17 protein-coding genes are annotated in these 18698 nt (G+C 72.9%); 9 read left to right on the top strand and 8 right to left on the bottom strand.

All coding sequences use genetic code 11. From position 1 onward, the window contains the following. Positions 1 to 121 precede the first annotated feature (121 nt). Positions 122 to 658 (top strand): GNAT family N-acetyltransferase, encoded by a 537-nt coding sequence (locus AB0C33_RS41655; RefSeq protein ID WP_358298461.1) that lies wholly within the window; start codon positions 122 to 124, stop codon positions 656 to 658. 168 nt (positions 659 to 826) lie between these two features. Further along, positions 827 to 1507, top strand: a complete 681-nt coding sequence (locus AB0C33_RS41650) for a copper homeostasis protein CutC (RefSeq protein WP_358298459.1) — start codon at positions 827 to 829, stop codon at positions 1505 to 1507. A 37-nt stretch (positions 1508 to 1544) separates the two neighbouring features. Here AB0C33_RS41650 and AB0C33_RS41645 read toward each other — a convergent pair whose 3' ends face one another. From AB0C33_RS41645 to AB0C33_RS41625, 5 genes are all read right to left on the bottom strand, one after another. Further along, positions 1545 to 2657, bottom strand: coding sequence for an aldolase (locus AB0C33_RS41645; protein WP_358298458.1), 1113 nt, complete (start codon positions 2655 to 2657; stop codon positions 1545 to 1547). Positions 2658 to 2665: 8 nt separating this feature from the next. Then, complete coding sequence (locus AB0C33_RS41640) at positions 2666 to 3988, bottom strand: FAD-dependent oxidoreductase (protein ID WP_358298456.1); 1323 nt, start codon at positions 3986 to 3988, stop codon at positions 2666 to 2668. A 173-nt stretch (positions 3989 to 4161) separates the two neighbouring features. Beyond that, positions 4162 to 5679, bottom strand: coding sequence for an AMP-binding protein (locus AB0C33_RS41635; RefSeq protein ID WP_358298454.1), 1518 nt, complete (start codon positions 5677 to 5679; stop codon positions 4162 to 4164). A gap of 16 nt (positions 5680 to 5695) precedes the next feature. Then, the gene (locus tag AB0C33_RS41630) at positions 5696 to 6772 is read right to left on the bottom strand and encodes a hypothetical protein (RefSeq protein WP_358298452.1); all 1077 of its coding nucleotides are present in this window, start codon (positions 6770 to 6772) and stop codon (positions 5696 to 5698) included. Then, positions 6769 to 7836 carry an LLM class flavin-dependent oxidoreductase gene (locus AB0C33_RS41625; protein ID WP_358298450.1) on the bottom strand — a complete coding sequence of 356 codons (1068 nt, stop codon included), beginning with the start codon at positions 7834 to 7836 and terminating at the stop codon, positions 6769 to 6771. The genes AB0C33_RS41630 and AB0C33_RS41625 overlap by 4 nt, the downstream gene beginning before the upstream one ends. Before the next feature lie 101 nt (positions 7837 to 7937). On the opposite strand from AB0C33_RS41625, the gene AB0C33_RS41620 reads away from it, so the two are divergent. Continuing rightward, on the top strand, positions 7938 to 8411 hold the full coding sequence (locus AB0C33_RS41620; RefSeq protein WP_358298448.1) for a hypothetical protein: 474 nt from the start codon (positions 7938 to 7940) through the stop codon (positions 8409 to 8411). A gap of 6 nt (positions 8412 to 8417) precedes the next feature. Here the strand turns inward: AB0C33_RS41620 and AB0C33_RS41615 are convergent, their stop codons facing one another. Next, complete coding sequence (locus AB0C33_RS41615) at positions 8418 to 9422, bottom strand: acyl-CoA dehydrogenase family protein (protein WP_358298446.1); 1005 nt, start codon at positions 9420 to 9422, stop codon at positions 8418 to 8420. Between the two features lie 133 nt (positions 9423 to 9555). On the opposite strand from AB0C33_RS41615, the gene AB0C33_RS41610 reads away from it, so the two are divergent. After that, positions 9556 to 10227, top strand: coding sequence for a hypothetical protein (locus tag AB0C33_RS41610; protein WP_358298444.1), 672 nt, complete (start codon positions 9556 to 9558; stop codon positions 10225 to 10227). A 130-nt stretch (positions 10228 to 10357) separates the two neighbouring features. After that, positions 10358 to 12100 (top strand): proline--tRNA ligase, encoded by a 1743-nt coding sequence (locus AB0C33_RS41605; protein WP_358298442.1) that lies wholly within the window; start codon positions 10358 to 10360, stop codon positions 12098 to 12100. Positions 12101 to 12237: 137 nt separating this feature from the next. Here AB0C33_RS41605 and AB0C33_RS41600 read toward each other — a convergent pair whose 3' ends face one another. Continuing rightward, a complete protein-coding gene (locus AB0C33_RS41600) occupies positions 12238 to 12714 on the bottom strand; it encodes a ferritin-like domain-containing protein (protein ID WP_358298440.1) in 477 nt (158 codons plus the stop codon). A gap of 37 nt (positions 12715 to 12751) precedes the next feature. After that, positions 12752 to 13267, bottom strand: a complete 516-nt coding sequence (locus AB0C33_RS41595) for a hypothetical protein (RefSeq protein ID WP_358298438.1) — start codon at positions 13265 to 13267, stop codon at positions 12752 to 12754. A gap of 284 nt (positions 13268 to 13551) precedes the next feature. Here AB0C33_RS41595 and rimP point away from each other — a divergent pair, with 284 nt between their 5' ends. The 4 genes from rimP (at position 13552) to infB (ending at position 18594) form a co-directional block, all read left to right on the top strand. Further along, positions 13552 to 14046: a ribosome maturation factor RimP gene (gene rimP / locus AB0C33_RS41590; protein ID WP_358298436.1), complete on the top strand. Its 495-nt coding sequence runs from the start codon at positions 13552 to 13554 to the stop codon at positions 14044 to 14046. 12 nt (positions 14047 to 14058) lie between these two features. Beyond that, a complete protein-coding gene (gene nusA, locus AB0C33_RS41585) occupies positions 14059 to 15063 on the top strand; it encodes a transcription termination factor NusA (RefSeq protein WP_358298434.1) in 1005 nt (334 codons plus the stop codon). Beyond that, positions 15047 to 15346, top strand: a complete 300-nt coding sequence (locus AB0C33_RS41580) for a YlxR family protein (protein ID WP_352365338.1) — start codon at positions 15047 to 15049, stop codon at positions 15344 to 15346. Before nusA ends, AB0C33_RS41580 begins: the two co-directional genes overlap by 17 nt. A gap of 125 nt (positions 15347 to 15471) precedes the next feature. After that, entirely contained in the window at positions 15472 to 18594 is a 3123-nt protein-coding gene (infB, locus tag AB0C33_RS41575) for a translation initiation factor IF-2 (RefSeq protein WP_358298432.1), read from the top strand. The last annotated feature ends 104 nt before the right edge of the window (positions 18595 to 18698 follow it).

Genomic DNA, 18698 nt, shown 5'->3' with positions numbered 1-18698 from the left:
TGCGTCATCACGCTGTGTGTCGGCATGGGCACCCAACGCATCGAAGGGCTGTATTATGCACACAAACACCCTCCTTCACCCGCTCGCACTCCGGCGCGCGGAGCCCGCGGACCTTCCCGGCGTGCTCAGGCTGCTCGCGGACACCGCCGAGTGGCTGCACACCCAGGGAGTGCGGCAGTGGCCGCGGCAGGGATTCGGCCCCGAGCGGATCGAGCCGCTCATCGAGGAGCGGGTCCTGTACCTGCTCGACGACGAGCTGCGCTATCTCGACCCCGACGTCCAGGCCCCGCCCGTGGCGACCATCGCCCTCGACGGCAACGCCGACCCGGAGTTCTGGACCCCGGCCGACGACCCGGGGGCCGCGCTCTACGTCCACAAGCTGGCCGTGGCCAGGCCGTGGTCCGGCAGCGGGCTCGGCGACGCGCTCCTCGACTGGGCCTGCTCGGCGGCCCGTTCCGCCGGGCTGCCCTGGCTCCGGCTCGACTGCGCCAAGGCCAACCCGCGGCTGCAGGAGTACTACCGCATGCGCGGCTTCCGGCACGTCCGTACGGTGGACCTGCCGCACCGCTCGTCCGGGGCCCTGTTCCAGCGGCCGTCGCGCGACCTGTCCACGACGGCCTTCCGTGACCTGACGGTCGCGGAGCTGATCAGCGCCTAGCGAACCCCTCTGGCCGGACCCGGTCCGGGTGGGGGCCGGGCCCGGCCGGTGGTCGCGCGCCACCTCACGTCAGGCGGCAGGTCACCTCGTCGGCATGTACCGCAGCGGCCCCGATGGGCACGTGCGTTTCCGGCGCAAGTGGACAGAGCGCCATATAACCTCTTTGCCATGACCGGATCCCTCCTTGAGGTGATCGCGCTCAATGTGCGCGACGCCGTGGCCGCCGAGCAGGGCGGCGCCGACCGCCTGGAGGTCGTCGCCGACATGGCGGCCGACGGGCTCACCCCTGCACCGGAGACGGTCGCCGCGATCGCCGCGGAGTGCCCCCTTCCCCAGATGGTGATGCTGCGCTGCGAGGCCAACTTCACCGCCGACCCCGATGTCCTGGACCGGCTGCGCCGCGACGCCAAGGCGCTCGCGCAGGCCGGCGCGGCCGGGTTCGTGTTCGGCTTCCTCGACGACGCGGGCGTGGTCGACCTGGCGGCCACCGAGGCGCTCATTCACGCCGTCTCGCCGCTCCCGTGGACCTTCCACCGCGCGGTCGACCACGCCGCCGACGTGCAGGCGTCCTGGCGGGCCGTGCGGCTGCTGCCCAACCTGGCCACCGTGCTCACCTCCGGCTCCCCCCAGGGCGTCGGCGCGGGGCTGTCCACGCTCAGGTCCAGGGCCGAGGCCGGCGACGGGTCGATCATCCTGGCCGGCGGCGGGCTCAAGCCCGCTCACGTGCCCGACCTGCTGGACTACGGCATCCGCGCCTTCCACGTGGGCTCGGCCGTACGGGCGAGCTGGACGGACCCTGTCGAGTGGCGGCTGGTCCGGCAGTGGCGCTCCCTGGTCGAGCGCGACTGAGCCCCTCAGGGCCCCACGGATCCTCTGGACGCGCGCCTCAGGGGTACAGGGCCGCGTCGGCGCGGCGGAGGGCGGCGGCCAGCGTCCTGACGGTGGCCGGCTCGTCCATGACGCCGCCCCCGGCCGCCCGCCGCTCCTCCCAGGCCCGTACGCGCTCCCGGTAGGAGTCGTAGTGGGCGAGGTGGAAGGCGTAGACGGTGGCGAACCTGCTGACGAGCTGCGCCGGATGCATGTCCCAGCCCTGGTGGAAGCCGTGGGCGAGGGAATGGCCGACCAGCCGGGCGTGCCTGCCCCACAGGGCGTGGACGTCGTCCGCCCGGTCGGAGGCGGGCCCGGCGGCCAGCGAGCCGTCGGACAGCTCGACGCCCGTGCCCGCGAACGCCGTCTGCATCACGTGCCTGGCGTGGTCGCAGGCCGGATGGTCGAGCCGCTGCTCGTGCGGCGGCAGGCCGATGGCGGCGGTGTAGTCGAACACGCCGAAGTGCGCCGCGGCCAGCCGCCCGCCGAGCGTCCCGGGCAGCTCGGCCCGCAGGAAGGGCAGCGTCTGGGGAGCCTCCACCTGCATCTCGAAGCGCAGCCCGGACAGGCCGAGCCGCGCCTCCAGCCGCTCCAGCACGCCCGCGAACTGCCCGAGGTACGCCTCCATCAGCACCTTCGGGAACGTCACCGTGAACCCCGCCGGCAGCTCGCCCGCCCGCTCCAGCACCCCGGCCAGGAAGCCGCCGAGCGTGCGCACCGACCTCGCCGGGTCGCCGTCGGCGAACGACTTCACCCGCAGCCCCCACCGCCGCGGCAGGGTCCCGGCGGCGTGCAGGCGGGCCACAGCCCCCGCGGCCTGTTCGGCGTGCCCGTCCTCCTCCTCGTGCGGGCGCACGCCGTAGCCGTCCTCGAAGTCGATCCGCAGGTCCTCGACCGGCTCGCGGGCCAGCTTGCCGAGCACCCGGTCGCGCACGCCGGGCGCGAACGCCTCCAGATGCGCCTCGGCCAGCGACAGCGCCCGCCCTCCCCACTCGGCGACGGTCGAGGCGGAGAACCGGTCGGCCGGCACGTAGACGGTGTGGACCGGCTGCCAGCCCGGCTCGGCCATGGGGTAGCGGGCCTGCTGCGCCGCGTAGACCTCGGCGAAGCCGGGCACGGGCTCGTCGTGCACGTACGGGCTCATTCCGGGTGGGCGCAGGCGCGGAGCATGGTGTCGACGCCGACCAGCTTGACGCGTTCGCCCCGGCCGAGCGACCTGGCCAGCTCGCCCTCGGCCCGTTCGATGGCCAGCCAGTCGTCGTAGGTCACCGGCCGCACGCCCCGCTCGGCCAGCAGCGACTCGACCGTCGGCCGCGACACCGGCGCGCCGCCCTCCAGGGACTCGCCCTCCAGGTCGGCCAGCAGCGTGCGGACCGTCTCGGCGGCGTCGGACTTGTTGGTGCCGATGACGCCCGTCGGCCCGCGTTTGAGCCAGCCCGCCACGTACTCGCGCGGACGCACCCGGCCCGCCTCGTTGGGCACGGTCATGGTCCGCTCGGAGAACGGCACGCCGGGCAGCGGGACGCTCTGGTAGCCGACCGAGCGCAGCACCATGCCGACGGGCAGCGTCTCGTACTCGCCGGTGCCGACGACGCGGCCCTCCTCCGACAGGCGGGTGCGTTCGAGCCGGAGCCCCTCGACCCGGTCGGCGCCCAGGATCTCCACCGGCCGCAGCCAGAAGCGCACGTCGAGGCGGCGCGGCCGGCCCACGGGCTCGCGGCCGGCCCACGACTGCAGGACCTTGATGTTGCCCTGGACCTGGCGCGGGAAGTCGGCGCCGAGGACGGCCGCCTCGTCGGGGCGCACGCAGACGTCGGCGTTGGCCAGCTCGCCGAGCTCGCGCAGCTCCTTCAGGGTGAACTTGGCGTGCTCGGGCCCCCGCCTGCCGACCATGTGGATCGCCTTGACCTGGCTCTGGCTCAGCCGGTCGAGGACGTCGTGGGGCACGTCGGTGTGCCGCAGCTCGTCGGCGGTCTTGGCCAGCACGCGGACGACGTCGACGGCCACGTTGCCGACCCCGATCACCGCGACCTCGGAGCTGTCCAGCGTGAAGCGGCCGGGATCGACGTCGGGGTGGCCGCAGTACCAGTTGACGAAGTCGGTGGCCGCCACGCTGCCCGGCAGCTCCTCGCCGGGGATGCCGAGCCGCCGGTCGACCATCGCGCCCGTGCAGTAGACGACCGCGTCGTAGACGCGAAGCAGGTCCGCGACCGAGACGTGGTCGCCCAGCGTGACGCCGCCGAGGAAGCGCACCTGGGGCAGTTCGAGGACCCTGCGCAGGTAGTTCGCGATCGACTTGATCGAGGTGTGGTCGGGCGCCACGCCGTACCTGACCAGCCCGTACGGCGTGGGCAGCCGTTCCAGGACGTCGACCAGCACAGGCTCGGCCGACTGCTTGACCAGCGCCTCGGCCGTGTAGATCCCGGCCGGCCCCGACCCGATGACCGCCACGTGCAACGCCACGCTGCCTCCTCATGCCGGTGAAGGTGCGACGCGGAGGACGCGTCCCTAGAGGTGCAACCGGCCCGTGTGCTCGATGTATCCCCGGTCGCCCGCAGGTGAACCCGTCTCCCGTGAATACCCGTCCAACCGGATTCTCGCTCACGGGGCCCCTCATGGCAGCCCCTGAAACGCCGCTATCCGGGGACGGCCCGCGAGCGCAGGGCGAGCTTGTCGACCTTGCCGTTGACGTTGACGGGCAGCGCGTCCACCACCTCGACGCGCTTGGGCACCTTGTAGTTGGACATGTTGGCCTTCGCCCAGGCCAGCAGCGCGTCGGCGGTGACGCGGGCGTCCGGCCGGGGCACCACGTACGCCACGCCGGCCTCGCCGGAGACCGGGTCGGGCACGCCGACCACGGCGGCCTGGGCCAGCGAGCCCTCGCGCAGCAGGAGCGACTCGACCTCGGCGGGGGAGACGTTGAACCCGTTGACGATGTAGAGCTCCTTCTTCCTGTCCACGATGGCGAGGTTGCCCGCCTCGTCCAGCACGCCGACGTCGCCGGTGTGCAGCCAGCCGTCGGCGTCGATCACCTCGGCCGTCCTGGCGGGCTCGTCCCAGTAGCCGCGCATGACGCCGTAGCCGCGTTGCAGGATCTCGCCGCGCCGGCCGGGCGCGACCTCCTTGCCGTCGTCGTCCACGATCTTGACCTCGATGCCCGGGACGGCCCTGCCGGTGGTGTTCGCGATCACGTCGATGGGGTCGCCGGCCCGGGTCATGGACACGACCGTGCCCTCCATCAGCCCGTACGCGTTGATCATCCGTTCCAGGCCGACCCGCTCGGCCAGCCGGGTGATCAGCGTGGCGGGCACGGAGGCGGCCCCGCAGATGGCCACCCGCAGCGAGGAGACGTCCCAGTCGGCGCGGTCCAGCTCGTCCAGGATCCGGGCGAACAGGGTGGGCGGCCCGGCCAGGATCGTCACCTTCTCGGAGGAGATCAGCGACATCAGGGCGTCCGGCGAGAACACCGGGATCGGCAACATCGTGGCCCGCCGCAGCACGCACGCGACGAGCCCGGCGTTCAGCCCGAACCCGTGGTTGAACGGCGCGATCACCGGATAGCGGTCGTGCTCGTCCAGCGTGACGATCTCCGCCCAGTCCCAGTAGCCGCGCAGGACCTGGGCGTGGTCGAGCATCACGCCCTTGGGCGTGCCCGTGGTGCCGGACGTGGACATGATCTCGCACAGGTCGCCGGGCCCGACCGCCAGCGCCCGTTCCTCGGCCGCCCGTGCGCTCACCCCGCCCGCCTCCAGGTCGCCGGCCGCGCGCACGGCCACCCGGGCGTCCATGGGCGGCAGCAGGCCGGCGAGCGGCGGATCGCCGACGATGACGACCTTCACCCCGGTCCGGCCGATCAGCTCGGCCGCCTCGATGCCCTTGTACCGCGACGACAACGGCACGAGGACGGCCCCCGCGTCCCAGACGCCGAACGCGTGCCGCACCCAGGACGCCGAGTTCGGGCCCCAGATCGCCACCCGGTCGCCGGGCTCCACGCCGAGGGCGATCAGCCCGCGGGCGACCTCGGCGGCTCCCGTCCTGAGCTCCGACAGCGTGACGCGCGCGCCGCCCTCGACGACCGCGACGGCGTCCGGATGGCGTGCGGCCTGGTCGCGCAGCATGCGGGGGAGCGTCCCCCAGTCGGGCATCGATGCCATCGGCTACTCCGTCGCGCTAGCTGACGAGGGCCCTGTCCCGGCCGAGATGGTGGCCGCGCCGGTCGTCCACCGTGCCGGGCACGGGGGTCTCCAGGACGTCCTGGGCGATGCGGACGTCGATCGAGATCGGGGTCAGGGCGCGCACGGCCTGCTCGATCCTCGACCGCCACATCGGGTTCCTGACCAGGCTCTCCCGGCCGAAGGAGACGGTCAGGGCGGCGGCGTCCAGGGTGCCCTGGCGTTCGACCGACAGCTCCCAGCCGGTCACGCCGTCGATCTTCGACAGCGCCTTCTCGACCCGCGGCAACGCCAGCCACACGCCCCTGACGAGCACGTGGTCGCCGACGGTGTGCGCGGGCGCGGGCAGCCCGGAGCCGCCGGATCCGTCGGCCCTGGCCACCAGGCCGGTCCTGAGCACGGCGTCGCCCAGCGTGGAGTGCCCGGACGGCGTGAGGACCAGCTCGGCGAGCGCGTCCTGCGGGCCGGCCAGGTCGTCCTTGGTCAGCGAGGCGAGGCCCAGCACGCCGTCCGCGAGCGGGGTGAGCGGCGCGTCCTCGGCGGCCCTGAACGCGAGCGCGGCCCCGCCGAACGGGCTGGCGAGCACTTCGGTGACCGCGCAGCCGAACTCGCCGGCCAGATGTCCCATCGTCCGCCTGGAGGCGATCTCGCCGGTCAGGACGATGTGGTCGAGCCCGAGGTCGAGCGGGTCGAGCAGGAACTCCAGGTGCAGGCGGGCCAGCAGGTCCATCGCGCCCGTCGGGGTGCTGACCAGCGTGGTCGCGCCGAGCGCGGTCAGCGCGTGGTGCAGGCGCAGGCGGCCGCGCGGCCCGACGGCGGCGGCGGCCCGCGCGACCTGCGCGGCGGCGGCGGTCCACAACGCGCCCGCGGGCTCGGCGAGCGCCACCACGACCCGGTCGCGCCCGCCGACGCCGGCCGCGCGCAGCGCCGCCGCGGTGAGCCCGGTCGCGGCGGCGGCGTCCTCCGGGCCGAGCGGGAACACGCTGGACAGGTCGGGCGCGACGAGCAGCAGCCCTTCGGCGGTGCGTGCGGACGAGGCGAGGTCGTCGCGGGTCAGCCAGCGGGCGGCGGTCAACGGGCCACCTCGTTCATGAACAGCGTCATCGACTCGCACACCTTCTCGTGGGCCAGCCCGCCGACCTGCGCCTGGATGATCAGGTCCGTGGCGCCGGCCTCGGCGATCCTGGCCAGGGCCTTGCGCGAGCCCTCGACGTCGTCCACCACGACCATGAGGTGCTCGCGCAGGGTGGCCATCGCCTCCTCCGGCGGCATCCCGGCGGCGAGCTGGCCCAGCACGCGGTGGGTGGCGTGCCGGGCGTCGTAGTAGTCGGGCGGGGTGACCAGGTTGACCTGGCGGCGGATGTACCACAGGACGGCGTCGGCGGCGGTGGCGGTGGCCTCGTCCCGGGTGGGGGCGGCGAACCAGGGGATCATCAGCGCCACGCGCCGGGAGGCGGGGTCGAAACCGCTCTCGGCCAGGCACTCCCGGTATTTTGCGATGTCGGCGGCGACGTCGTCGATGCCCTTGAGCATCGTCATGCCCAGCAGGTTGTAGCCGTGCCGGGCGGCGGCCAGGTAGCCCTCCAGCGAGGTGGAGGCCACCCACACGGGCGGGTGCGGCTCCTGGACCGGACGGGGGTAGACGGCCACGTCGGGGATCTCGAAGAACTCGGTCGACCTGCTGATCGGCTCGCCGTCGGCGCGCCAGATGGCGAGGGTGGCCTCCAGCGAGTCCTCCCAGATCTGCCGCGACTTCTCGAACGGCCGCTGGAAGGCCTGGTACTCCAGGGGGGAGGCGCCGCGTCCGGTGCCGAACTCGACCCGGCCGCCGCTCAGCACGTCGAGGGTGGCGACCCGCTCGGCGGTGCGGATGGGCGACTGGAACGGCAGCAGCACCACGCCGAGCCCGAGGTGGATGCGCTCGGTGCGCTGCGAGATGGCCGCGAGGACCAGGTCGGGGGCGGAGGAGTGGGAGAAGCCCCTGGTGAAGTGGTGCTCGACGAACCAGGCCGTGTCGAACCCCAGCCGATCGCCGAGGACGACCTGCTCGATCACGTTCTGGAACGCCTGTCGTTCGACCTCGCGGGTGCGGCCGCGGACCTCCAGTTCGTACCCCAGGCTGATCCGTAGGGACGTCATCGCGCCTCCGGCGAAAGTAGTGAACCAAGCGCTCGCTTGGTAGAGCGTATCAGGGCCGAACACTTGCGGGAAGGGCGCGCCGCCGATCAGAGTGGTTGCTCGTGAGGCGAAAGCACGCGCTGCGGCGGTCGAAGGACGGCACGTTCCACGACCATGGCGACGACGATCCCTCGCTCCCCGACGCGCGCGGCTACGAGGCTTTCGGCCGGGTCATGGCCGCCCTCGCGACCGAGGCCGACGTCATCGAGTCGTGCCGCGACCTGACGTGGTGGCGCGGCGCCGACCGGAGCTGGCACATCGAGTGGCGCGACGGGCCGTACGCCTCGGAGGTGGCCGCGCTGCTCGCCGGCCAGGTCGGCGACGCCGGCGGCGCGCCGCTCACGGCCGCCGGCCCCGCGGGCGCGGGCTCGGCGGTGCTGGAGGTGCTGGGGGTGCGCCTCGAGCTGCGCGCGATCGACCCCATGGGCCGGGCGCGGGTGCGCGCGCGGCCGGGGTTGTGGCGTCTGGCCGAGGCGCTCGACACCACCCGCCGCACCAACACCCGCCATCCGTGGGAGGAGTTGCTCGGCGGCTGAGCCGCCTCACGCCTCGCCGAAGACGTGCGCGGCCAGGCGGGCGCGGTGCGTCCGCGGCGGGCACAGGAGCTGGGCGTCGGACGTGGCCCGCTTGAGATACCGGTGCGCCGGATGCTCCCAGGTCACCCCGATCCCGCCGTGCACCTGGATGTTCTCGCCCGCCGCCGTCAGGTAGGCCTCCGCGCAGTACGACCCCGCGACAGCCGCGAAGACCTCCGCCTCTGTGTCCGCCTCCGCCTCTGTGTCCGCCGCCGCCTCCGCAGCCGCCGCCTCCGCCGCCGCCCGTGCCGCCGAGCGGGCGGACTCCACGAGCAGCAGGACGTCGGCCAGCTTGTGTTTGATCGCCTGGAAGGAGCCGATCGGCCGGCCGAACTGCCGGCGCGAGCGCGCGTACTCGGTGGCCATCTCCAGGCAGCGCGCCGCGCCGCCGGTCTGCTCGGCCGCCAGGGCCGCGATCCCGAGGTCGCGTACGCGGGCCCACGACGTCCCCGGGCCCAGCCTTCGTACGGGTGCGCGGTCGAAGGTCAGGGAGACCAGGGGGCGGGTCTCGTCCATGGTCGGGTACGCCGTCCGCCGCGTCGGCTCGGCCTCGACCAGGTGCCCGCCGGTGTAGACGAGCACGATCTCGCCGTCCAGCGCGTACGGCGCCGAGCCCGAGAGCCGGTCGTCCGCCAGTGCCAGGTCCCCGTCGTCCGGCAGCACGACGGTCGCCGTCGCCGCCCCCGAGGCCAGCTCCGGCAGCAGCCGGGCCCGCGCGTCCTCGTCCCCGTCGGCCATGAGCGCCCCGACGGCCAGCACGGCCGACTGCAGGAACGGGTGGGGTGACAGCGCGCGTCCCAGCTCCTCGGCCACGGCCGCCGCCTCGGCCGGGCCGCAGCCCGCGCCGCCGTACCGCTCGGGCACGAGCAGCCCCGCCGCGCCCACGTCCCGCGCGAACGCCTGCCAGGTCGCGTCCGGCCGGTCGGCGAGGTAGGCACGGACGACGGCGCCGAGCTCATCGGAGAGGGTCACCCGAGCATGGTAAACCAAGCGATTGCTTGTCTTAGATACGGATGACCGAAATTTGCCTTTTTTGGATGGATACATAATCTGGATGCGGTCATCCCTAGACATTTCCGGGGGAGGGATTGACCAGGGAATGAAGATGAACCACACCGCGATCGAGTACGCCGACTTCGCCGAATGCGACCGGCGTCTGCGCCGCATGGAACGCCATGTGCTGGCGGCCTTCCTGGCAGGACTGGCCGTCGGCCTCATCGGCATGCTCACCGCCGGCAAGGGCCCCGAATGGTTCGGCCAGCTCTACGACCCGTACGCCTACCTGACCCTCGCGCTGGTCGTGGGCGCCACCGCGTCGGGGTTCGGCTGGGCGCTGCTGACCACGTTCCTGGCGGCCGTGTCCACCCTGGTCGCGGCCATGGGCGCGGGCGCGCTGCGCGGTGTGGACGGCTTCGACGTCATCGGCGGCGGCGTCGCCGGGCTGAACTGGACGGTCGGCCTGCTCGTCGGCCTCGGCCTGCTCGCCTACGTCACCCGCAGGCGGGACCGCTGGGGCGACCTGGCCGCGGGCGCGATCGGCGCGCTGCTGATCGCCGACGTCGTCGACCGGGCGACCCCCGGCTTCATCGACAGCGAGCAGTCGTTCTGGCCCGGACCGGCCACGGTGGTCGCGCTGCTGGCCGTGGCGCTGGTCGCGGTGCTGCGCAGGAACCGGCGGGCCCGCGTGCGCGCCCTGGCGGTCTCGGCCGTCTTCGCCGGACTGTTCACCCTCTGCCTGGGCGTCTTCGTGGGCGGCTGGCTGCCCCTCTCGGCCTGAGCCCGCGTACCGGCCGCGAATCCGGCGATCCGGGCCGATCCGGACCCGCGCCCGATTAACGCCGCGCGGCGCGGCTCCCCGAGTCGATAGCCTGTAATCCTTCAGATCCAGGCCCGAGCAAGGAGTAGCCGTGTTGCTGCGCATGTCGTCGTTGTTTCTTCGCACCCTGCGGGACGACCCGGCAGACGCGGAAGTGCCGAGCCACAAGCTCCTCGTCCGCGCCGGCTACGTCCGCCGCGTGGCCCCCGGCATCTACTCGTGGCTGCCCCTCGGCAAGCTGGTGCTGGAGAACGTCACCAGGATCGTCCGCGAGGAGATGAACCGGATGGGCGGCCAGGAGGTGCTCTTCCCCGCCCTGCTGCCCCGCGAGTACTACGAGGCCACCGGCCGCTGGACCGAATACGGCGACACCCTGTTCCGGCTCCAGGACCGCAAGGGCGCCGACTACCTCCTCGGCCCCACGCACGAGGAGCTCTTCACCGACATGGTCAAGGGCGAATACTCCTCGTACAAGGACTACCCGGTCACGCTCTACCAGATCCAGACCAAATACCGCGACGAAGCCAGGCCCCGGGCCGGCATCCTGCGCGGCCGCGAGTTCCTCATGAAGGACTCCTACTCCTTCGACCTCGACGACGACGGTCTCAAGCGCTCCTACGAGCAGCACCGCGAGACCTACATCCGCACGTTCGAGCGGCTCGGCATCGAGTACAAGATCGTGTTCGCCACCTCGGGCGCGATGGGCGGCTCGGCCTCCGAGGAGTTCCTGGCGCCGACCCCCACCGGCGAGGACACGTTCGTGGCCTGCCACTCCTGCGGCTACGCGGCCAACGCCGAGGCCGTCACCACCACCGCGCCGCCCGCCCGCGACCTCGACGGCGCCGCGCCGATGCGGGTCCTCGACACGCCCGACACCCCGACCATCGAGTCCCTGGTGTCCTACGTCAACGAGCGCCACGGCCTGTCCGTCACCGCCGCCGACACGCTGAAGAACGTCGTCGTCAAGGTCACCACCCCCGGCTCCGACAAGGTCGAGACGCTGATCATCGGCGTGCCCGGCGACCGCGAGGTCGACTTCAAGCGCCTGGAGGCCGCGCTCGCGCCCGGCGAGCCCGCCATCTTCGAGGCCGCCGACTTCGCCGCCCACCCCGGGCTCGTCCGCGGCTACATCGGCCCGCAGATCCTGCGCGAGCTCGGCATCCGCTACCTCGTCGACCCCCGCGTCGTCACCGGCAGCTCCTGGGTCACCGGCGCCAACGAGCCCGGCAAGCACGCCGCCGACGTGGTCGCCGGGCGCGACTTCGTCCCCGACGGCACGATCGAGGCCGCCGAGGTGCGCGCCGGCGACCCCTGCCCCCGCTGCGGCTCCCCGCTGTCCATCGACCGCGGCATCGAGATCGGCCACATCTTCCAGCTCGGCCGCAAGTACGCCGACGCCGCCGGCCTCGACGCCCTCGGCCCCGACGGCAAGCCCGTCCGCATCACCATGGGCTCCTACGGCATCGGCGTCTCGCGGGCCGTGGCCGTCATCGCCGAGCAGGCCCACGACCAGCTCGGCCTGGTGTGGCCGCGCGAGGTCGCGCCCGCCGACGTGCACATCGTCGGCACCGGCAAGGAGAACCAGGTCGAGGCCGCCCTTGAGCTGGCCGGCGAGCTGGAGGCGCAGGGGCTGCGGGTGCTCGTCGACGACCGCGCCCAGGTCTCGCCGGGCGTCAAGTTCAAGGACGCCGAGCTGCTGGGCGTGCCCACGATCGTGGTGATCGGGCGCGGGCTGTCGCAGGGCGTCATCGAGCTGCGCGACCGGGTGACCGGCGTCAAGGAGGAGATCCCCCTCGCCGAGGCCGCCACCCGCATCCTGGCCGCCTGCCGCTGACCCACACCCCCGCGGGCCGGGTGGCTGTCCGGCTCCGGTGATGGGACTGGTCCGTTGTCCCGGCTCCCGTGATGGGGCCGGGACCGCTGTCCGGGCCCGTGATGGGGGGCCGTGGTGCCGGGCCGGGCGTGGTGTCGTCAGCCGCCGGAGCGGGACGGTGCCGGCGTGGGAGGCGGCGTCGGAGGCGGGGTGCTGCCCGGCATGCCGGGGAAGGCCGCGGGCGGTGCCGGCTGGAAGGCGTAGGCGCGGGTCGCCGACTCCTGCATGGCCAGGGCGGCGTACTTGCGCAGCGCCGGGTCCGCGGCGGCGGCCAGCTCCAGGTAGGCGGCCGTGATGCCGTTCTCCAGCTGCACGGCCAGCCGGGCGGCCTGCGCGGCGCCCGTGGGCACGTACGGCAGCGCGTAGGAGGGCTCCGACTCGTTCGGGCGGCCCCCGCGGCCGGTGATCAGATTGCGGAGCTGGTCGCGGCGGGCCCGGTGGGCCTCGTACGCGGCGCCGGTCAGGTCCCGCAGGGAGCCGGTCGTACGCGCCCCCAGGAGCCCGTAGGCGAACACGGCGGCGTGCTCGGCGGCCAGAGCCTTGCGCAGCTTCTCGACGTCGTCCCCGGCCGTCACGACGCTGCCACCACGATCCTGTTCATCACGATCCCGTTCACGACGACTTGGGCAGCGACACGGCGTGGACCGCCTCGCACGCCCCGATGCTGGCGAGGAGCTGGGCCACGCCGGGGGACAGACCGGCGAGCTGACGGGGCCGCTGCGCCGCGGCCCGGCGCTCCACGTCCCGCAGCCGTGACAGCGTGGGCTTGGGGGACTTCGACGGCGTGGCACTGGGCGCCGCGCCCGGCGAGGCGGGCGCGGAGACAGCCGGCGACGAGACGGGCGGCGAGGCGGGCGGCGGCCCGGCGGGCAGGTATTTGCGCAGCTCCGCCAGGTGCGCCTGGTGCCGGGCGCGGAAGGGCTCCAGGGAGTCGGCGCCGCCCGCGATCAGCGCCGAGTAGAGGGCGACCGTGCGCTCCTTGTCGGCGACCACCTGCCGCAGCAGGACGGTCTCGGGAGAGTCGGGCGCCGGGGTCGCGGGCCCGGCGGGACCCGAGGCGCTGCAGGCCGTCAGGGCGGCCGCTCCGCCCGCCAGCACGGCTCGCCTGGAGAGGTGACGCGGGCGCACGGGCTTGGACCTCCGGTGACTACGGACCCGGTGACGAGGGACCCCAGTGACCGGGGCGCCGACGGCGACGGCTCCAGGTGACTGCGGACGCAGATAGCATCGTACGGGCTGGTGCCCGGGAACGCCGTCAGGCGACGCTCCGCCACTCGACCACGACGAGTGGCGCTCTCTCCGTGCCTCCGTACAGATAGGGTGTCAACTGTCGTCGCTGGCTGCGCAGCCAGACGGCGGAGAGCCAGTGGCGAGGTCCGCCCGGCTGAGACATGACAATAGGGGAGGTCGATATGGGCAGCGCATCATCCCGCGACCACCTGATGAAGCTCCTGGAGCCCGTGGTCGGCGCGGAGGGCCTCGATCTGGAGGACGTCACCGTCACCCAGGCGGGCAAGCGGCGGTTGCTGCGCGTGATCGTCGATCGCGACGGCGGCGTGAGCCTCGACGACATCGCCGACGTGAGCCAGGCCGTCTCCACGGCGCTCGACGAGGACGACGTGATGGGGCAGGCCGCGTACACCCTTGAGGTCTCCTCTCCGGGCGTCGACCGCCCGCTCACCGAGCCGCGCCACTGGCGCCGTGCCGCCAAGCGGCTGGTGAAGGCCGAGATGAGAGACGGCACCGTGGTGGAGGGCCGCGTTCTGGCGGCGGACGAGAGCGGCGTCGACCTCGACGTCGCCGGCTCCGCCCGCCGGCTCGATTACCAGGACCTGACCCGAGGCCGGGTGCAGGTGGAGTTCCGCCGGATCGACGACACCGACGACGTCGACGGCGACGAAGGCTAAGGGGGAAGCCTCGTGGACATCGACATGAGCGTCCTGCGCAGCCTGGAGCGGGAGAAGGACATCTCCTTCGACCTGGTCGTCAAGGCGATCGAGGACGCGCTGCTGATCGCCTACTTCCGCACCGAGGGCGCGGCGCCCAAGGCGCGCGCCCAGCTCGACCGCGGCAGCGGCCACGTCACGATCTGGGCGGCCGAGCTCGACGGCGAGGGCGACGTCGTCAGGGAGTTCGACGACACTCCGGGCAACTTCAGCCGGATCGCCGCGACCACCGCCAAGCAGGTCATCCTGCAGCAGCTCCGCGACGCCGAGGACGAGATCAACTTCGGCGAGTTCGCCAGCCGCGAGGGCGAGCTGGTCTCGGGCGTGATCCAGCAGGGCAAGGACCCACGCGTGGTGCTGGTCGACCTCGGCAAGATCGAGGCCGTGCTGCCGCACGCCGAGCAGGTCCCGGGCGAGGACTACGTGCACGGCGAGCGCATCCGCGCCTACGTGGTGCAGGTGAAGAAGGGCCACAAGGGGCCGTCGGTGACGCTGTCGCGCACCCACCCCGGCCTGGTCAAGAAGCTCTTCGCGCTGGAGGTGCCCGAGATCGCCGACGGCACCGTGGAGATCACCGCGGTGGCCCGCGAGGCCGGCCACCGCACGAAGATCGCGGTCCGGTCGCGCAAGCCGGGCGTCAACGCCAAGGGCGCCTGCATCGGCCCGATGGGCTCACGCGTCCGCAGCGTGATGGCCGAGCTGCACGGCGAGAAGATCGACATCATCGACTGGTCCGAGGATCCGGGCGAGTTCGTCGGGAATGCGCTGTCGCCGGCCCGTGTTTCCCATGTCGAGGTTCTCGATCTCGAAGGACGGGTCGCACGGGTGACGGTCCCCGACTACCAGCTTTCGCTGGCCATCGGCAAGGAAGGGCAGAACGCCCGGCTTGCCGCCAGGCTCACCGGATGGCGCATTGACATCCGGCCTGACACACAAGCCGAGGATGCCGCCGGTTCCGTAGATGCGTCAACACGGTAAGCTGGAATATGGTGGCCACGCGGCCCCACAGCGCACCTGTGTGGGCTGCAGGGTTCGCACGGCTAAGTCCGAGCTGCTCCGCCTGGTGCGGATCGAGGACCATCTGGTCCCTGATCTGCGAGGACGGCTTTCTGGCCGCGGTGCATCGCTGCATCCGTCCTTGAGCTGTCTGGAGCTCGCCGAGCGTCGCCGAGCATTCCCGCGCGCGTTCCGCGTGCCGGGGCCGCTTGACGTCTCGCGAGTGCGGGCACACCTGGAGGAGGAATCACGAAATGTCATGTAGGACGCCGAGTTGATGGGCGGAGTCAGATTGCTATGAGCGCCTGATGAGCACGCGGCGATGAAGACGTCAAGTTAACGACGGTCCGGACGGCACAGCCAGCCTCCCGGGCCGAGTAAGGGAGTGCAGTGGCGAAGGTCCGGGTATACGAGCTCGCTAAGGAGTTCGGCGTAGAGAGCAAGGTCGTCATGGCCAAGCTCCAAGAGATGGGGGAGTTCGTCCGTTCGGCGTCCTCGACCATCGAGGCGCCGGTGGTCCGCAGGCTCACCGAAGCTCTGGGCGCATCGAAGGGTGGGCCCTCCAGGGGCGGCGGTTCGTCGTCCAACAGGCCGCAGCCGCCCAAGGCTGCGCCCCGTCCGGCAGAACACCAGGCCGGCAACGGCGCCGCGGAGGCGCCGACCCCTACTCCTCCGCGTCCGGGTCCGGCTCCGAGGCCAGGGCCGCGGCCCGGCCCCGCGGCTCCCGCGGGCGGCGCGCAGCCGCGTCCGCCGGTGCCGATGCCCCACCAGCCGCAGCAGCAGCCCGAGGCTGCGCGCGGCGAGACCTCCGGGGCTCCGCAGGCCCGCTTCGAGAGCGCGGCCGGTTCCGGCGCGCCCGCCCGTCCGACTCCGGGGCCGCGTCCGGGTCCCGCCGCCCGTCCGGGTCCCAAGCCCGGTCCGGCGCCTCGTCCCGGGCAGCCTTCCGGTGGTGGCGGCGGCGGTCAGCAGCAGGCTCCGCGTCCGGGTGCGCCCGCAGGCGGCGGCCCGCGTCCTGGTCCCGGTCCCAAGCCGGGTCCGCGTGGCCCGCGTCCGGGTAACAACCCGTTCTCGTCCAACGCCAGCGGCATGGGCCAGTCGCGTCCGCCGCGTCCCGGCGGCAACCGCGACGGCGGTGGCCCCGGTCAGCGCGAGCGTCGTGAGGGTCCGCCGCGTGACGGCGCGATGCCGCGTCCGCCGCGTCCCGGTGGCGGCGGCGAGGCCGGTCCGCGTCCCGCGGGTCCGCGTCCCGGTCCGCCCGGTGCGGCCGGTCCGCGTCCGGGTCCCGGCGCCGGTGGTCCGCGTCCGGGTGGGCCGCGTCCCAACCCGATGATGATGCCGCAGGGTCGTCCTGCCGGTCCGGGCGGTGGCCCGCGTCCCGGTGGCGGCGGCGGTGGCGGTCGTCCCGGCGGCGGTGGCGGCGGTGGCCGTCCCGGCGGTGGCGGCGGTCGTCCCGGTGGCGGCGGCGGCTTCGCCGGTCGTCCCGGTGGCGGCGGCGCAGGTCCCCGTACCGGCACCGGTGGTCCCGGTGGCGGCGGCGGTGGCTTCGGCGGTCGTCCGGGTGGCGGCGGCCGTGGCCGCGGCGGTGGCACGGCGGGTGCGTTCGGGCGTCCCGGCGGCCGTCCCGCGCGTGGTCGTAAGAGCAAGCGTCAGAGGCGCCAGGAGTTCGACAACATGTCGGCGCCGGCGATCGGCGGTGTGCAGGTCGCTCGCGGCAACGGCGCGACGATCCGCCTGCCGCGCGGCGCGTCGCTGTCCGACTTCGCCGACCGCATCGGCGCGAACCCCGCCTCGCTCGTGCAGATCATGCTGCACCTCGGCGAGATGGTGACCGCGACCCAGTCGGTCAACGAGGAGACGTTGCAGCTCCTCGGCGCCGAGCTCGACTACAACATCCAGGTCGTCAGCCCGGAGGAGGAGGACCGCGAGCTTCTCGAGGCCTTCGACATCGAGTTCGGCGAGGACGAGGGCGACGAGGGCGACCTCGCCGCGCGTCCGCCGGTCGTGACCGTCATGGGTCACGTCGACCACGGTAAGACCAAGCTGCTCGACGCCATCCGCAAGACCAACGTGGTGGCGCGCGAGGCCGGTGGCATCACCCAGCACATCGGTGCCTACCAGGTCGCCACGACGCACGAGGGCGAAGACCGCAAGGTCACCTTCATCGACACCCCGGGTCACGAGGCGTTCACCGCCATGCGTGCCCGAGGCGCCAAGTCCACCGACATCGCGGTGCTGGTGGTCGCGGCCGACGACGGTGTGAAGCCGCAGACGATCGAGGCGCTCAACCACGCCCAGGCGGCCGACGTGCCGGTCGTGGTCGCGGTGAACAAGGTCGACAAGGAGGGTGCCGACCCCAACAAGGTCCGCGCCCAGCTCACCGAGTACGGCCTGGTCGCCGAGGAGTACGGCGGCTCGACCCTCTTCGTCGACATCTCGGCGAAGAACGGCACGGGCATCGACAACCTCCTCGAGGCGATCCTGCTCACCGCCGACGCCGAGCTCGACCTGCGGGCCAACCCGACGATGGACGCCCAGGGCATCGCGATCGAGGCGCACCTCGACAAGGGCCGCGGCCCCGTCGCGACCGTCCTGGTCCAGCGCGGCACGCTGCGCGTGGGCGACTCGATCGTGTGTGGCGAGGCCTTCGGCCGCGTCCGCGCGATGCTCGACGACAACGGCGACCCGGTCGAGGAGGCCACGCCGTCCCGTCCGGTCCTGGTCATGGGTCTGACGGCCGTGCCGAGCGCCGGTGACAACTTCATCGTCGTCACCGACGACCGGATGGCCCGCCAGATCGCCCAGCAGCGCGCGGCGCGCAAGCGCAGCGCCGACATGGCGAAGTCGAGCCGTCGCCGCACCCTCGAAGAGCTGTTCAGCGACCTTGAGAAGGGTCGCGTCGACGAGCTCAAGCTCATCATCAAGGGTGACGTGTCCGGTTCGGTGGAGGCCCTGGAAGACGCCCTGCTCAAGATCGACGTCGGCGACGAGGTCAGGCTCCGTGTCCTGCACCGCGCGGTCGGCGCCATCACCGAGTACGACGTCAACCTGGCCGTCGCCGACGACAACGCGGTCATCATCGGCTTCAACGTCCGCCCCGAGCCTCGGGCGCGCGACCTGGCCGAGCGCGAGGGCGTCGACATCCGCTACTACTCGGTCATCTACCAGGCGATCGAGGAGATCGAAGCGGCGCTCAAGGGCATGCTCAAGCCCGAGTTCGAAGAGGTCCAGATGGGCACCGCAGAAGTCCGCGAGGTCTTCAAGGTGCCGAAGATCGGCAACGTCGCCGGTTCGCTGGTCCGCTCCGGCACGATCGTCCGCAACAGCAAGGCCAGGGTGATCCGCGATGGCGTCGTCATCGCCGACAACCTGACCGTCTCGTCCCTGCGTCGCTTCAAGGATGACGCCACCGAGGTCCGCGAGGGCTTCGAGTGCGGCATCGGTGTCGGTTACAACGACATCCGGATCGACGACACGATCGAGACGTTCGAGATGCGGGAGAAGCCGCGGGTCTGACCCGCGGCCGGGCGCCCGGCGGAACCTCCGCCGGGCGCCTCTCGCACGCCCGGGCCCCCTTCCCACCGCAGCGGGCCGGTCGTGCTTCCACCCCACCAGGCCAA

The sequence above is a fragment of the Nonomuraea sp. NPDC048881 genome (assembly GCF_040649795.1).
GTDB lineage: Bacteria > Actinomycetota > Actinomycetes > Streptosporangiales > Streptosporangiaceae > Nonomuraea.
The sequence above is the reverse complement of the archived record's forward strand: the minus strand, read 5'-3'. Positions and strand labels throughout refer to the sequence as shown.